The following is a 14928-nucleotide window of genomic DNA, read 5'->3' on the forward strand; positions in this document are numbered from 1 at the left end:
ACTCGCTCCTATCTAGGCTTCCATTATCTTCTTAGCTTTTTCTCTTGCTTCTTCTATATTTCCCACAAATAAAAAGGCTGATTCTGGAATATCATCATGTTTACCTTCTAGTATTTCTTTAAAACCTTTTATGGTTTCTTTTATTGGAACATATTTACCTTGCATTCCTGTAAATTGTTCTGCAACACTAAATGGTTGTGATAGGAATCTTTGTACTTTTCTAGCTCTAGCTACTACTAACTTATCTTCTTCTGAAAGTTCATCTATACCTAATATTGCTATAATATCTTGTAACTCTTTGTATCTTTCTAGTAAGTGTTTAACTCGTTGAGCCACATCATAATGCTCTTCTCCTACTATTCTAGGCTCTAGTATTCTTGAAGTAGAATCTAAAGGATCCACTGCTGGATATATTCCAAGCTCTGTTATGGATCTTGATAAAACTGTTGTAGCATCTAGATGGCTAAATGTTGTAGCCGGTGCTGGGTCTGTCAAGTCATCTGCTGGAACATAAACTGCTTGAACAGATGTTATAGAACCATGCTTTGTAGAAGTTATTCTCTCTTGTAAAGCTCCCATTTCTGTAGCAAGTGTTGGTTGATATCCAACGGCACTTGGTATCCTTCCAAGTAAAGCTGAAACCTCTGAACCAGCTTGTGTAAATCTAAATATATTATCTATAAATAAAAGTACATTCTGTCCTTGATCTCTAAAGTATTCGGCCATAGTAAGTCCTGTAAGTGCTACTCTCATTCTTGCTCCAGGTGGTTCATTCATTTGCCCAAATACCAAAGCAGTTTTCTCTATAACTCCAGAGTCGCTCATTTCATGATATAAATCATTACCTTCTCTAGTTCTTTCACCTACACCTGTAAATACTGAAAGTCCACCATGTTCTCTTGCTATATTATTTATAAGTTCTTGAATTAAAACTGTTTTACCTACACCTGCACCACCAAATAATCCTATTTTACCACCTTTTTGATACGGTGCTAATAAGTCTATTACCTTTATACCCGTTTCAAACATTTCTGGTTCCACAGACTGCTCTTCAAAACTTGGCGCTGGTCTATGTATTGGATAGTATTTATCACCTTTTATCTCTTCACCATTGTCTATTGGCTTTCCTAATACATTAAAAAGTCTTCCTAAAGACTGTTCTCCTACTGGTACCGTTATAGGATTTCCTGTATCTAAAGCCTCCATACCTCTTTTTAAGCCCTCTGTGCCTTCCATAGCAATAGTTCTTACTACGTCATCACCTACGTGTTGTTCAACTTCTGCTACTACTATTCTCTCTCCAGCATTAATCTCAATGGCATTATACAAATTTGGAAGATAATCTGAATCAAATTTTATGTCTATAACTGGTCCTACTATTTGAACAACCTTTCCTATAGTTCCTGGCATATACTCACCTCCAAAAGGTTTTATTTTTGAGCTTCTGCTCCACCCACAATTTCAGAAATCTCTTGTGTTATGGCGCTTTGTCTTATTCTATTATATCTAATGTTTAATTTTTCCAAAAGATCATTTGCATTTCTAGTTGCATTACTCATAGCTTCTACCCTAGAAGCTTGTTCACTGCACTTAGAACTTATCATACAATTAAGTACCGTTCCCGTTATATAACCTTTCATTCTCTCCTTTAAAATCTCTTCTGAAGAAGGTTCAAATTCAAAATAATCATTAATATTATCTCCATTTTCCACCTTTTCAGATTTATTTTCTAGAGGAAGAAGTTTTTTTACCTTTATAGAACGCTTTATAGTACTAATAAATTCACTATAAACTATATTTATCTGTCCTACTTCACCCTTTACATACATATCTAAAGCATGCTTAGCTATTGTATTCCCCTCTTTGGCAGTTGGCACATCCGGTATATCTACATACTCAGCAACTGTTTCAATATTAGTTCTCTTTAAATAACTTCTTCCCTTTTGTCCTACAACAATAATTTGAGATTTATCTTTATTATCTTTAATAAGTCCTACAGTATAATTTACTACTTCACCATTAAATCCACCACAAAGACCCCCATCAGAAGTAAGAATTATATATAATTTATTTTCACTATCATTTCCATCTTTATATATATTATTACTTTCATCAGCAAATACTACTTTACTCATCACTTCCTCTAAGTATTCATAGTACTTATCATTAAATCCTAGTTTATCTCTGCACTTTTTTAACTTTGAAGTAGCTACTACATTCATAGCTCTAGTTATTTTTCTTGTATTAGTTATAGATTTTATTCTTCTTTTTATTGCAATAAGTCCTGCTCCAGCCATAGTTCACCTCCTGCGGGGAAACTACCTCCCTGCTAAAAATACTTTTTTAAACTCTTCAATGGCCTTTGACAATTCACCTTTAATATCATCTGTTAACTCTTTTTTCTCCAGTATATCCTTGTCTAAATGTCTATAATGTGTATCTATGTAATCAAAAAATTCTTTTTCAAACTTTCTGATATCCACTACAGGCACATCCATTAAATGATCATTTACCGCTGCAAAAATTATCATAATTTGCTTATCCACTGCCATAGGCTTATATTGCTCTTGCTTTAATATCTCTATTAATCTTTTTCCTTTTTCTAATCTCTTTTTAGTTTCCTTATCAAGATCTGAACCAAATTGAGCAAAGGCTGCAAGTTCTCTATATTGAGCTAACTCTAGTCTTAAAGTACCAGATACTTGTTTCATAGCTTTTGTCTGTGCATTACCACCAACTCTTGAAACGGATATACCTGCATTTATAGCTGGTTTTTGTCCAGAATGGAATAATTCTGATTCTAAAAATATTTGTCCATCAGTTATAGATATTACATTAGTTGGTATGTATGCTGTAACATCACCTGCAAGAGTTTCTATTATTGGTAAGGCTGTTATAGATCCTCCTCCAAGCTCATCATTAAGTTTAGCAGCTCTCTCCAAAAGTCTTGAGTGTAAATAGAAAACATCTCCTGGATAAGCTTCTCTTCCTGGTGCTCTACGAAGTAATAAAGCCATAGTTCTATAGGCAACCGCATGCTTTGATAAGTCATCATAAACTATCAATACATCTTTACCTTTATCCATAAAATATTCTCCCATGCTACAACCAGAAAAAGGTGCCAAATATTGAAGAGGTGCTGAATCTGAAGCTGTGGAAGACACAACTATAGTATAATCCATAGCTCCCATCTCCGTTAAAGTATTTACTATATGCGCTACTGTTGATTGTTTTTGTCCAATAGCTACATATATACAAATAACATCTTGGCCTTTTTGATTTAATATGGCATCTATAGCTACAGCAGTTTTACCTGTTTGCCTATCACCTATTATAAGTTCTCTCTGTCCTTTTCCTATTGGTACCATGGAATCTATAGCTTTTATTCCTGTTTGTAAAGGTTTCTTAACAGATTGTCTTTCAATAACCCCTGGTGCTTTATGTTCTACAGGTCTATATTCTGATTCCTTAATAGGACCTTTACCATCTATAGGTTTACCTAAAGGGTTTACTACTCTCCCAATCATAGCTTCTCCCACTGGAACCTGCACAACTCTACCAGTTCGCTTAACTATATCGCCCTCTTTTATTCCTTTTTCTGAGCCCAGTAATACACAACCTACATTATCTTGTTCTAGATTTAACGCCATTCCATAAATGTCATTTGGAAATTCTAATAGTTCCCCTTCCATACAATCATCTAATCCATATACTCTAGATACACCATCACCTATTTGAACTATAGTTCCCGAATCCTCAGTATGTATCTTTTTCTCATATCTCTCTATTTCTCTTTTTATTATTGAAGTTATTTCTTCTGGCTTAACATTCATGGTATCACCTCTCTTTCTTACTTAAGCACACGTCTTCTTATCTCATTTATTTTAGTTTTTATAGTTCCATCAATTACATCATCGCCTACTTTTACATGAACACCGCCAATTATCTTTTTATCTACTATTTCCTTTAAAATGATATCCTTACTGTACATCTTTTTTAATTTATCAATAAGTTTAGTTCTTTCATGATCATTTAAGGGTATTGCGGTGGTTATTTCTGCCAAAAGAATATTATTCTTTTCTAAATGTATTTTTTTCATTTCCTTAAGCTTTTCTTCTAGATAAAGTATTCTATCTTTTTCTATTAATATAAGAAGAAATGATAGTAAGTCTTCATCAATTTTACCTTTAAATACATTTATAAAGATTTTTTTCTTTTTTGATGTAGTTATTTCTGGATGCTTTATAACCTGCAAAAATTCTTGATTATTTTTAATTAAATCTACTATTTCCTGCAGATCATTCATATATTCATCTATCTTACCTTTCATCTCAGCCACTTCATAAAGAGCTAAAGCATACCTTCTATCCAAATATTCATACATAAGCTATATACCTACCTTAGCAATAAAATCTTCTATTAGTCTTCTGTGCTCTTTTTCATCAATGGCTTTTTCTAAAACTTTTTCTGATAAAACTATAGATAGATCTATAACTTGCTCTTTAACTTCTTGCTGAGCCTTTTCTTTTTCTCTTTGGATATCCACTTCTGCACGTTTCATTATTCTTTTAGCTTCTGCATTAGCATTATTTAATATTTCGTCATAAACTTTTTCTGCTTTTTCTTTATATTCTTCAACTAATTCTTTACCTTCTTTAGCAGAATTTATTAATAACTTTTGATTTTCTTCTTTTAACCTAAAAGCATCTTCCTTATCTTTTTTTGCACTATATATATCATTTTCTATTTTATCTCTTCTATTTTTCATAAATTCACTAACAGATTGAAATAAAAAATGCTTTAAAATAAGAAACAAAACAAGGAAGTTAATCATAGCAAATATGATTTTGCTAGGTTCTATGGTCATTTCCATGAAAAGCCTCCTTTCCATCTACCAAGATATAATTTGGAGACATTCCTTATTTTATTCCTACAAATATCAATAGTAAAGCTACAAGTAATCCGTATATAGCAGTAGCTTCTGATAATGCTCCACCAACGATTAATGCTTTTGTTATTTTATCACTAGCCTCTGGTTGTCTAGCTATACTTTCTACAGCTTTGCCTGTAGCATTTCCTGTTCCTAAAGCTCCTCCTATACATGATAAAGCAGCAAGTCCTGCTGCTAAAGCAGTCATACCTAATGCAAATGAATTATTCATTATAAATTCCTCCCTCATATTTTAAATTAATAAATTAAATATATAAAATAAATTTTTTAACTTAACTATTCGTGCTCCGCTATAAGCTTAATATTTATCATAGTTAACATAATAAATATAACCATTTGAAGCGAACCATCAAAAACATCAAAATAAGCATGTAGTGGTATTGGTATTCCAAATTGAGCTACCACTCCTACATGATGAAGTGCCTCGTACAGCAAATCCATTATTATTGTAGCTGCAAACATATTTCCAAAAAGTCTTAAACTAAGAGATATTGGAAATGATATTCTTTCCATAATATTTACTGGAAGTAAAAATGCATAAGGTCGAGCAAAGCCTAAAAAATAGTGCTTAATTCCAACCCTTTTTATAGTGTATCCTTGAATAACTATAAAACTCACTAATCCCAAACCTAATGCTACACTATAATCAGCTGTAGGTGGCTTTATACCAAATAAACCTACTAAATTTAAACAAAGTAAAAATAGAAATAAAGTCCCTATGAAAGGTACAAAAGCAATGTACTCTTTTCCCATATTATCTTCTACTAGACCTGCTATAAATTCTACAAAAGCTTCTGCAACATTCTGTTTGCCTTCTGGTATCTCTTTAAAATTTCTAGTTAATACTATTGAAAGAATCACAAGAATTGCTATTATTACCCATTGAGCAACAAGTCCAGTAGTTATAATCTTCCCTAATGCCATATAGTCACTCCCTTCAATTCATTAAATTAAAATTGCATACACAATTAATGATATAAAATTGCAAGTATACCCTAACATAAAAGAAAATATATAAAATCCATTTTCTTTTACTGTTATTAATGCAACAACACAAACTAATACCACTCTTAGTAATAAGCTAATGGTACAAATATTCTTTTGCGACCTTGCTCTTAAATTTAGAGCATAATTAGTTAAAAAAGCATTTATAGAAAAACTAATTATAGTGATAAAAAACCCCATAAAAAATGAATTTGTATATTGCTTAAAAAATATAAAAACAAGGATACCTATAAGTGTTCCTAAAATTAAATTGATACTGATAATTTTCCTAAATGCCTTGACAGTTTCTTGCATACTTCTTGCCTCCACATTTCGTATAAAGTACATTATATTACTGTGTTTTTTATATACAAAACTTAATTTAGCTCTATTTTTCGTCATTTTTATCAGTTAATGACCGATTTATCTATAAATATAGTATTTTTTCTTTTCGTGACTATTTTATTCTTCTAAATACTTCATTTTAAAATTTAGAGTTTTCATTCTTTCTTTTTTTTAACAATATCAAATTTTCTGATTTATATAATAATTTTTCTTATTCATTTTACAGTTAAAATATTTTATAAATAATTTTAAATTTATTAATAAATATTTATAAATACGCTTTAATAATTAAATATTCACTTATTCTATTAAAAATTAAGTTTGTTTTTAAAATTGACTAAAAATATGCTCTATTATTCAAGATTTCTTAATTTTTTTTATATATTTAGTATATTATTAGCAATATATAGTATAAATATTTATGAAATTCTCTATATAGTTTTTTATTACTGTAAAAAAAAAGAGTGTACATATACACTCTCAACTGAAATCATATTAAAATTTGAATTATCTTTCAACTATAATAGCTGTTCCCATTCCTCCACCTATACAAAGGGTTGCTAAACCTCGCTTTACATTTCTCTTCTCCATTTCATATAATAAAGTTACAAGTATTCTTGTTCCTGAACATCCAACTGGATGTCCAAGAGCTATAGCTCCTCCATTTACGTTGACTTTTTCCATAGGAAACTTCAAATCTTTAGCTACAGCCAAACTTTGAGCAGCAAAAGCTTCATTTGCCTCTATGAGATCTAAATCCTCTACTTTTAATCCTGCCTTATCAAGAGCAGCCTTTGTAGACGCTACTGGACCATATCCCATAATAGATGGATCTACTCCCCTTGAACCATAAGACACTATCTTAACAAGAGGTTTTACTCCTAATTCTTTAGCTTTTTCAGCACTCATAACAACCACAGCAGCTGCACCATCATTTATACCTGATGCATTACCAGCAGTAACAGTTCCATTCTTTTTAAATGCTGGTTTTAGTTTAGATAATTTTTCAACTGTTGTACCGTATCTTGGGAACTCATCCTTGTCAAATATTATATCTCCCTTTCTGCTTTTTATAACTACAGGAACTATCTCATCTTTAAATCTTCCTTCTTCTATAGCCTTTTCAGCTTTCTGCTGTGAAGCTGCAGAAAAAGCATCTTGATCTTCTCTTGTAAAATTCCATCTTTCAGCTATATTTTCAGCAGTTATACCCATATGATAATCATTAAATGCATCCCATAGACCATCTTTTATCATTGTATCTACTACTTTGCCATCTCCCATTCTTTGACCCCATCTATTGTTTGGCAATATGTATGGTGCCGCTGACATATTTTCCATGCCACCCGCAACTATTACGTCTGCATCTCCTACTTTAATCATTTGAGCTGCTAAGCTTACTGCTCTTAAGCCAGAACCGCAAACTTTATTAATTGTAAATGATGGTATTTCCACTGGAATTCCAGCTTTTACTGCCGCTTGCCTTGCTGGACTTTGACCAAGTCCTGCCTGAATTACATTCCCCATTATTACCTCATTAACTAGCTCAGGCTTAATTCCTGCTCTATTTAAAGCTTCTTTTATTACAATTGATCCTAAATCTACAGCTGAAACATCCTTTAACGTTCCACCGTATTTTCCAATTGCAGTTCTAACAGCACTTACAATAACTACTTCCTTCATATTAATACCCCCCAGTTATATTAACATCTATAGCATGAGGTTTAATCCCCTCATGTTAACATTATACACATTCTTATATTTTTTATCAACGTTTACATTATATGTTAGGTACATGAAAACAAATAGCAAGTGGAAGATACTGGTATATTTTGTGTCAGACAAGGAAGCAGGTTCCGCCGCTAGTAGAACTATCGGTGGGTTCTGCTGACGCAGTATGACGCAAAATAGACTAGCATACTGACTTATTATTTATTTGAATGTGCCTTAGTACCCAATAATGTTTACATTTATTTAATTTTAAACTCCTGACATTTTTCATCTTTAAGTCCAAAATAATATAATATAGAATGACATATTCTTTCTGCTGCTTCTCCATCCCCATATGGATTTATAGCTCTACTCATAGTATTATATACTGTTTCGTCATTGATAAGTTCATTAGCGCTTTGTATAATATTATTAATATCTGTTCCTACTAATTTTACAGTACCTGCCTTTACTGCCTCAGGTCTTTCTGTTACATCTCTAAGTACTAAAACTGGTTTTCCAAGATGAGGTGCTTCCTCCTGTAATCCACCAGAGTCTGTCATTATCATGAAAGATTTATTCATTAAATTATGAGTTTCTTTTGTGTCTAGTGGTGATAATAAATGTATTCTCTCTACCCCTTCAAGTTCTTTATAAACTACATCCTTAACTACAGGATTTAAATGAACTAAATATACTAACTCTACATCTTTATTTTCTTCTACTATTTTCTTTAAAGCTTTGCAAATATTTTCTATACCGCCATCCCAGTTTTCTCTTCTGTGAGCAGTAACCATTATAACTTTTTTATTTTTATAATCTATACCATTTAATTCCTCATTTTCAAAAACATAATTATCCTCCACGGTATATTCCATAGCATCTACTACTGTATTGCCCGTTACAAATATATCCTTTGGATTTACTCCTTCATTTAAAAGATTTTTTCTTGAAGCAGTTGTGGGAGCAAAATGTAAATCAGCTATGGCACCTGTAAGCTTTCTATTCATTTCCTCTGGATATGGGAAATATTTATCAAAAGTTCTAAGACCAGCTTCTACGTGACCAACTTTGATTTGCTTATAAAAAGCCGCAAGTCCTCCTGCAAAAGTAGTAGTGGTATCACCATGTACTAATACGATATCAGGATTTTCTTTTTCAAAAACTTTCTCTAATCCTTCTAATACGCTGGTAGTTATGCTAGTTAAGCTTTGTTTACTTTTCATTATATTTAAATCATAATCCGGAACTATATTAAAAAGCTCTAATACTTGATCTAACATTTGTCTATGTTGTGCTGTAACACAGACCTTAGATATAATATACGGATTTTCTTCAAGTTTTTTTACTAACGGTGCCATTTTTATACCTTCTGGTCTTGTTCCAAAAATACTTATTACTTTTATTTTATCCATAATAAACTCCTCCAATGTTGCAATGTATTTTACTCTCTATGCTCAAAAAATCCAACTTTCCAAGCTACAAGCACTATTATAATTATTACAGCTGTAACTAAAAAATATGCTCTTTGATTACTTATTTCCATAGCTATTATAGAGATTCCACCTAATATAGCACTAATAATATACATGATTAATACAGCTTTTTTCTGACTTAGTCCCATATCTAAAAGTCTATGGTGTAGATGACCTCTGTCTGCTTTCATTATAGGTTTTCCATTTATCTTACGTCTTATCACGGCAAATAATGTATCATATATAGGAAGCCCTAATGCTAGTATTGGTACTGATATAGCAAATGCCGCAGCAGACTTAATGGCCCCGGTTATTGATATAGCAGCCAATAAAAATCCTAATAACTGAGAACCAGTATCCCCCATAAATATAGACGCTGGATTAAAATTGTAAGGCAAGAACCCTAGTATAGCTCCACTAAGTATAATAGTTAATATTGCTGCATCCGTTCTATTATTTAGTATAGCTATGATGAATATAGTAATAGAAGATATAAATGCCACTCCTGCTGCTAAACCATCTAGACCATCAATTAAATTAAACGCATTAGTAATGCCAACTACCCACATTATAGTGAGAGGTACAGAAAGAAATTTCAAATTCAAATATAAATTTGAAGCACTAAAAGGATTAGTTATAACCGTTATACTTGTTCCAAATCTAATCAAGATCAAAGCAGCTGTCACTTGAAATAACAATTTCATGTAGGGTTTTAACTCTTTTAAATCATCAATAAATCCCCCCAATACAATTACTGATGCACTTATTAATATTCCTGTTTCCTCTACGGTCAAAGCTTCTTTCTTTAGTATTAAAGCTAATACAAATGCAATATAAATTGAAAGCCCTCCTAAAAGCGGAATTGGTTTTTTATGAATTTTTCTTTCATCCTTAGGTATATCGATAGCTCCAACTTTTTTCGCAAACTTCTTAACTAAAGGTGTTATTGAAAAAGATATAACTACAGAAATAGTAAATAAAATTAGTTTTTCCATATTAACCTTCCTTATTGTGTCTTATATTTTAGTATCCTCCATCTCCATAAAGAGAGTCGTCATCTTCTACCCACTGTTTTACATCTATAACTCTAAATTTCGTCTTTGTATCCCTTATAACTACTTTAGATATTCCAGAATTTATTATAAATCTTTTACATAGTGCACAGGGAGATGCGTTTTCAACTAATTCTTCTGTTTCCATCTCCTTTCCAACTAAATACATGATTGCTCCTATCATATCTTGTCTTCTTGCTGATATTATTGCATTTTGCTCTGCATGAACCGATCTACAAAGTTCATATCTTGTTCCTCTTGGAACATTCAACTGTTCCCTTCTACAGTAACCTAAATCAGAACAATTTTTTCTTCCTCTAGGAGCTCCTGTATACCCCGTAGCTATAATCTCATCATTTTTTACAATTATAGCTGCAAAATTTCTTCTAAGACAAGTTCCTCGTTCTAACACTGTCTCACATATATCTAAATAATAGTTATTTTTATCTATTCTTTCCACTGATTTTCCTCCTTACCATAAAATCCTTATTATTAATTTGAATGTGCCTATCTACATTAAAAAATATAATGAAAACTACGAATCATAGATAAAAAATAATATAATATGTAAACTTTTAATTAATGCATATAATATCATTATATATGATAATCATATTATTTAAAGTTAAATTTATCTAAACACTCTCAATTATAATATATATGTAACTTAATTAATATATTTTTGGCATAATCTTCATTAAAATTTTGTAAAATAAGAGGACTGCCTTTGAGACAATCCTTTTATTTATATAAATAATATTGTTTTTTTAATTCTACTTATTTTGTTCCAAACAATCTGTCTCCAGCATCTCCAAGTCCAGGAACTATATATCCTTTTTCATTTAATCTTTCATCTACTTGTGCAAAATATATATCTACATCTGGATGAGCTTCTTGAACTGCTCTAACTCCTTCAGGAGCACCTATTAAGCACATTAATCTTATATATTTCGCTCCTCTCTTTTTAAGTGCATTAATAGCATCTACAGCAGATCCGCCTGTAGCAAGCATAGGGTCTGTAACTATTATATCTCTTTCATGAATATCTTGAGGTAGCTTACAGAAGTATTCTACTGGTTGAAGAGTTTCTTCATCTCTATACATTCCTATATGTCCAACCTTAGCTGCTGGTATAAGTTTAAGCATACCATCTACCATTCCAAGCCCTGCTCTTAAAATAGGAACTATAGCTACTTTCTTTCCAGCTAACATTTTACATTTTGTTTTGCATATTGGTGTTTCTATTTCTACTGTCTCTAGTTGCATATCACGGGTAACTTCATAAGCCATTAACATAGCAACTTCCCCTACTAGCTCTCTAAAATCTTTAGATCCTGTATTTTTATCTCTTATTAATGCTAATTTGTGTAATATTAATGGATGTGATATTTGAGTTACTTTGCCCATTTTTTTCCTCCTAATATAATTAATTTTCTATTCTAATAATATTGTTTTTCCTATAATATTCTCTTATGTAAATTTTTTAATTATGGCTATTTACAATATTTTTTTTCTAAATCACTGATTTTATCTACTCTTCTTTCATGTCTTCCACCTTGAAAATCAGTACTTATAAATGTGTCTACTATATCTAAAGCTAATCCTTTACCTACAACTCTTTCTCCCATAGTTAGTATATTTGCATTATTATGTTCTCTACAAGCATGCGCACTAAATGTATCTGAGCATAATGCAGCTCTAACTCCTGGAATTTTATTAGCAGCTATGCCTATTCCTATACCAGTTCCACAAATCAATATTCCGAGATCAAAGTTTTTAGCTACAACTTCTGTAGCTACTTTTTCAGCAAACTCAGGATAATCACAAGACTCTGTAGAATCTGTTCCAAAGTCTTTTACTTCTATTCCCTTATCTTTTAAATGATTTATTACATCACTTTTTAAATTGAAACCACCATGGTCGCTTCCTATTGCTATTCTCATAAGTTACCACTCCTTCAATGTATATATTTCAAAAAAAAGAAGATACTAGTATTCTTTAAAAATACCCTTATCTTCTTTTATTTTGCCTATTAATAAAAATATTTTATTCTTTAATTCAAAAAAAGTATTTTGATAAACTTCTATATTTCCACCAAATGGGTCACTTATATCTCCCGAAACACCAATATAATCATTTAAAGTAAATATTTTATCTGAATATTTCGGAAAATATTTTTTTATTATATCCTTTATATAAGATGTCATTACTAGTATAACATCTGAATTTTCTATTATTTCTTTATCTATCTGAATAGCTTTTCTATTACTTAAATTTATATTTAGATTTTGCTCTACAACCTCTACTGCATTTTGAGAAGCTATGCTATCCGGAATAACTGATAATCCCGCTGAAAGTGCAAATATATTTTTTTCGTTACAATAACTATTAAAAATAGCTTCTGCCATAACACTTCTACAAGTATTTCCTGTGCAAACAAATAAAACTTTCATAGCAATACCTCCTCATATAAATATCCTACACTTTTTCTATATTAAATCCTGCCGCTTTTTTTAATCTATTCATTATAGCAACACCAATCTCTTTTTCTTCAAAAGCCTCGGAATATATAGCTTCCACATTCATATCATCAAAACTTCTTAAAACTCTAAAAAGATTCTTAGCTATTTCTTCTGGATTTTTCCTACTTCCTAAAGAAACAATTACCCCTCTTTTATAATAATTTTTAGTTTCTTCTGTAGCCATTATACCTACTTTTTTATCATCTATATAATTTTGCACTATTTCATTAATTTTTTCAATAGTTTTTTGTAAATCTCCATCTATTATTTTTAAAGGTGCCTTAGGTGCATAGTGTCTATATTTCATGCCCGGTGCCTTAGGTGCAAAATCTTTTTTAGGTTTTTTCATTATGGCTGAATCTATATAAATTTCCTTATACACATCTTTTAACATTTCTAAAGTTACTCCACCTGGTCTTAATATACAAGGAGGGTACACTGTACAATCTACAATAGTAGATTCTACTCCAACTTGACTATTTTCTCCCCCAATTATGCATTCTACCTTTCCATTCAAATCCTCTACACAACTATCTACAGTAGTAGGACTGGGCCTTCCTGATATATTAGCAGATGGAGCTGCTATAGGTCTTTTAGTCTCTCGTATAAAATCCCTTGCCACTTTATTTGATGGCATCCTTATACCTACAGTTTTCAAGCCTGCACTGGTTACATCAGGTATATTATCACTCTTTTCCAATATTAAAGTCAAAGGACCTGGCCAAAATTTTTCCATAAGCTTTTTAGCTATATAAGGTATATTTTTAACTAGTGGTTCTATATCATTTAAATCTGCTATATGCACTATGAGAGGGTTATCTTGAGGTCTTCCCTTGGCTCTGAAAATTTTTTCTACTGCATTTACATTTAAAGCATCAGCTCCAAGTCCATATACAGTTTCTGTAGGGAAAGCCACTACCCCTCCATCTCTTATTATTTTTCCTGCTTCTTCTATTCCTCTTTGATAGTTTTCTTTTAATATTATGACCTTAGTTTCCAAATTAACACCCCTTTCTCTTTAGTGTCTAATCACCAGTGTTCAATGTCAGTAAGTAGAATCTAAATTGACTCCATTTATCCACAAAACTGTACTCACCTAAGTAAACACTAGTTTTCAATTAAAGCACATGTGTTATAGCAATTCCTAAAATAACTCCTATTAAAACTCCTTTAAAACAACTTCTTACATTATGCAAACTACAAGCTTCTGGTATCATCTCTCCACAAACTATATAGCTCATTATTCCAGATACAAATGCAAAAAGTACTGCCAATGTTTCCTTAGAAATAATGCCTAAATATAGTCCAATAAGCGCTCCTATAAGAGTCGGTATAGCAGATAAAAAAGAATAAAATATTATTATAGACTTCTTTTCCCCAGCTGCCATAAGTGGGGCTGCCGATGCTATACCCTCTGGTATATCATGCATAGCTATTATTATACTCATCTTCAAACCTAATGTACTTCCTATCCCTACACCACACCCCATTATAAGACCTTCCGGAAAATTGTGAATTGACAGGGCAAGTATAACTAAAATAGCTACTCTTTTATAATTATTTATAGAATTATTCTTTACTATTATAAAATTATTTATTATAACAACTACTATTACACCTATAAAAAAGTATAATATAAAATAAAAAAATTTCAACTTATTTAAAGCCTCAGGTATTAAATCCAACATTACTATAGATAGCATAACTCCACCAGCTAAACCCATTATGACACTTAAAAATTTTCCTGAAGGATTTTTAACTATAATGCCTAGTAACGCTCCTATCATAGTACCCGCTAAAGATATAATCCCTATTAATAAAATAAGATAACTGTACCCACTCAAATTAACACCTCCATCCTATATATTTCTATTTATAGGATAAGGTGT

16 protein-coding genes are annotated in these 14928 nt (G+C 31.3%); all 16 read right to left on the reverse strand.

What is annotated here, in order from left to right; all coding sequences use genetic code 11:
• Nucleotides 1-12: 12 nt before the first annotated feature.
• The 16 genes from atpD to C1715_RS16465 all read right to left on the reverse strand — a co-directional run bounded on the left by atpD (nucleotide 13) and on the right by C1715_RS16465 (nucleotide 14883).
• Nucleotides 13-1410: a F0F1 ATP synthase subunit beta gene (gene atpD / locus C1715_RS16385; protein WP_102401439.1), complete on the reverse strand. Its 1398-nt coding sequence runs from the start codon at nucleotides 1408-1410 to the stop codon at nucleotides 13-15.
• Nucleotides 1411-1430: 20 nt separating this feature from the next.
• Nucleotides 1431-2297: an ATP synthase F1 subunit gamma gene (gene atpG, locus C1715_RS16390; RefSeq protein WP_102401440.1), complete on the reverse strand. Its 867-nt coding sequence runs from the start codon at nucleotides 2295-2297 to the stop codon at nucleotides 1431-1433.
• Between the two features lie 21 nt (nucleotides 2298-2318).
• Nucleotides 2319-3833: a F0F1 ATP synthase subunit alpha gene (gene atpA, locus C1715_RS16395; RefSeq protein WP_102401441.1), complete on the reverse strand. Its 1515-nt coding sequence runs from the start codon at nucleotides 3831-3833 to the stop codon at nucleotides 2319-2321.
• Between the two features lie 17 nt (nucleotides 3834-3850).
• Nucleotides 3851-4384: a F0F1 ATP synthase subunit delta gene (locus C1715_RS16400; RefSeq protein WP_102401442.1), complete on the reverse strand. Its 534-nt coding sequence runs from the start codon at nucleotides 4382-4384 to the stop codon at nucleotides 3851-3853.
• 3 nt (nucleotides 4385-4387) lie between these two features.
• Nucleotides 4388-4873, reverse strand: coding sequence for a F0F1 ATP synthase subunit B (locus C1715_RS16405; protein WP_242971984.1), 486 nt, complete (start codon nucleotides 4871-4873; stop codon nucleotides 4388-4390).
• A gap of 46 nt (nucleotides 4874-4919) precedes the next feature.
• Entirely contained in the window at nucleotides 4920-5162 is a 243-nt protein-coding gene (gene atpE, locus C1715_RS16410) for an ATP synthase F0 subunit C (protein ID WP_035294001.1), read from the reverse strand.
• Nucleotides 5163-5227: 65 nt separating this feature from the next.
• A complete protein-coding gene (locus C1715_RS16415) occupies nucleotides 5228-5875 on the reverse strand; it encodes a F0F1 ATP synthase subunit A (protein WP_102401443.1) in 648 nt (215 codons plus the stop codon).
• Between the two features lie 912 nt (nucleotides 5876-6787).
• The gene (locus C1715_RS16425; RefSeq protein ID WP_102401445.1) at nucleotides 6788-7963 is read right to left on the reverse strand and encodes an acetyl-CoA C-acetyltransferase; all 1176 of its coding nucleotides are present in this window, start codon (nucleotides 7961-7963) and stop codon (nucleotides 6788-6790) included.
• Nucleotides 7964-8250: 287 nt separating this feature from the next.
• Entirely contained in the window at nucleotides 8251-9405 is a 1155-nt protein-coding gene (gene wecB, locus C1715_RS16430; RefSeq protein ID WP_102401446.1) for a non-hydrolyzing UDP-N-acetylglucosamine 2-epimerase, read from the reverse strand.
• Nucleotides 9406-9434: 29 nt separating this feature from the next.
• A complete protein-coding gene (locus C1715_RS16435) occupies nucleotides 9435-10460 on the reverse strand; it encodes a glycosyltransferase family 4 protein (RefSeq protein ID WP_102401447.1) in 1026 nt (341 codons plus the stop codon).
• Between the two features lie 28 nt (nucleotides 10461-10488).
• A complete protein-coding gene (locus tag C1715_RS16440) occupies nucleotides 10489-10977 on the reverse strand; it encodes a deoxycytidylate deaminase (protein WP_102401448.1) in 489 nt (162 codons plus the stop codon).
• Nucleotides 10978-11294: 317 nt separating this feature from the next.
• Entirely contained in the window at nucleotides 11295-11924 is a 630-nt protein-coding gene (gene upp, locus C1715_RS16445; protein ID WP_035294014.1) for a uracil phosphoribosyltransferase, read from the reverse strand.
• 86 nt (nucleotides 11925-12010) lie between these two features.
• The gene (gene rpiB, locus C1715_RS16450; protein WP_102401449.1) at nucleotides 12011-12460 is read right to left on the reverse strand and encodes a ribose 5-phosphate isomerase B; all 450 of its coding nucleotides are present in this window, start codon (nucleotides 12458-12460) and stop codon (nucleotides 12011-12013) included.
• A gap of 45 nt (nucleotides 12461-12505) precedes the next feature.
• Nucleotides 12506-12970 carry a low molecular weight protein arginine phosphatase gene (locus tag C1715_RS16455; protein WP_102401450.1) on the reverse strand — a complete coding sequence of 155 codons (465 nt, stop codon included), beginning with the start codon at nucleotides 12968-12970 and terminating at the stop codon, nucleotides 12506-12508.
• 25 nt (nucleotides 12971-12995) lie between these two features.
• A complete protein-coding gene (locus C1715_RS16460; protein WP_102401451.1) occupies nucleotides 12996-14039 on the reverse strand; it encodes an L-threonylcarbamoyladenylate synthase in 1044 nt (347 codons plus the stop codon).
• 118 nt (nucleotides 14040-14157) lie between these two features.
• Entirely contained in the window at nucleotides 14158-14883 is a 726-nt protein-coding gene (locus tag C1715_RS16465) for a ZIP family metal transporter (protein WP_102401452.1), read from the reverse strand.
• Between the last annotated feature and the right edge of the window lie 45 nt (nucleotides 14884-14928).

It is taken from the genome of Haloimpatiens massiliensis, assembly GCF_900184255.1.
GTDB lineage: Bacteria > Bacillota > Clostridia > Clostridiales > Clostridiaceae > Haloimpatiens > Haloimpatiens massiliensis.

Coding starts and splice junctions, on each gene's coding strand:
- atpD (WP_102401439.1), bottom strand. CDS start 1,410: ATGCCAGGAACTATAGGAAAGGTTGTTCAAATAGTAGGACCAGTTATA.
- atpG (WP_102401440.1), bottom strand. CDS start 2,297: ATGGCTGGAGCAGGACTTATTGCAATAAAAAGAAGAATAAAATCTATA.
- atpA (WP_102401441.1), bottom strand. CDS start 3,833: ATGAATGTTAAGCCAGAAGAAATAACTTCAATAATAAAAAGAGAAATA.
- C1715_RS16400 (WP_102401442.1), bottom strand. CDS start 4,384: ATGTATGAATATTTGGATAGAAGGTATGCTTTAGCTCTTTATGAAGTG.
- C1715_RS16405 (WP_242971984.1), bottom strand. CDS start 4,873: ATGGAAATGACCATAGAACCTAGCAAAATCATATTTGCTATGATTAAC.
- atpE (WP_035294001.1), bottom strand. CDS start 5,162: ATGAATAATTCATTTGCATTAGGTATGACTGCTTTAGCAGCAGGACTT.
- C1715_RS16415 (WP_102401443.1), bottom strand. CDS start 5,875: ATGGCATTAGGGAAGATTATAACTACTGGACTTGTTGCTCAATGGGTA.
- C1715_RS16425 (WP_102401445.1), bottom strand. CDS start 7,963: ATGAAGGAAGTAGTTATTGTAAGTGCTGTTAGAACTGCAATTGGAAAA.
- wecB (WP_102401446.1), bottom strand. CDS start 9,405: ATGGATAAAATAAAAGTAATAAGTATTTTTGGAACAAGACCAGAAGGT.
- C1715_RS16435 (WP_102401447.1), bottom strand. CDS start 10,460: ATGGAAAAACTAATTTTATTTACTATTTCTGTAGTTATATCTTTTTCA.
- upp (WP_035294014.1), bottom strand. CDS start 11,924: ATGGGCAAAGTAACTCAAATATCACATCCATTAATATTACACAAATTA.
- rpiB (WP_102401449.1), bottom strand. CDS start 12,460: ATGAGAATAGCAATAGGAAGCGACCATGGTGGTTTCAATTTAAAAAGT.
- C1715_RS16455 (WP_102401450.1), bottom strand. CDS start 12,970: ATGAAAGTTTTATTTGTTTGCACAGGAAATACTTGTAGAAGTGTTATG.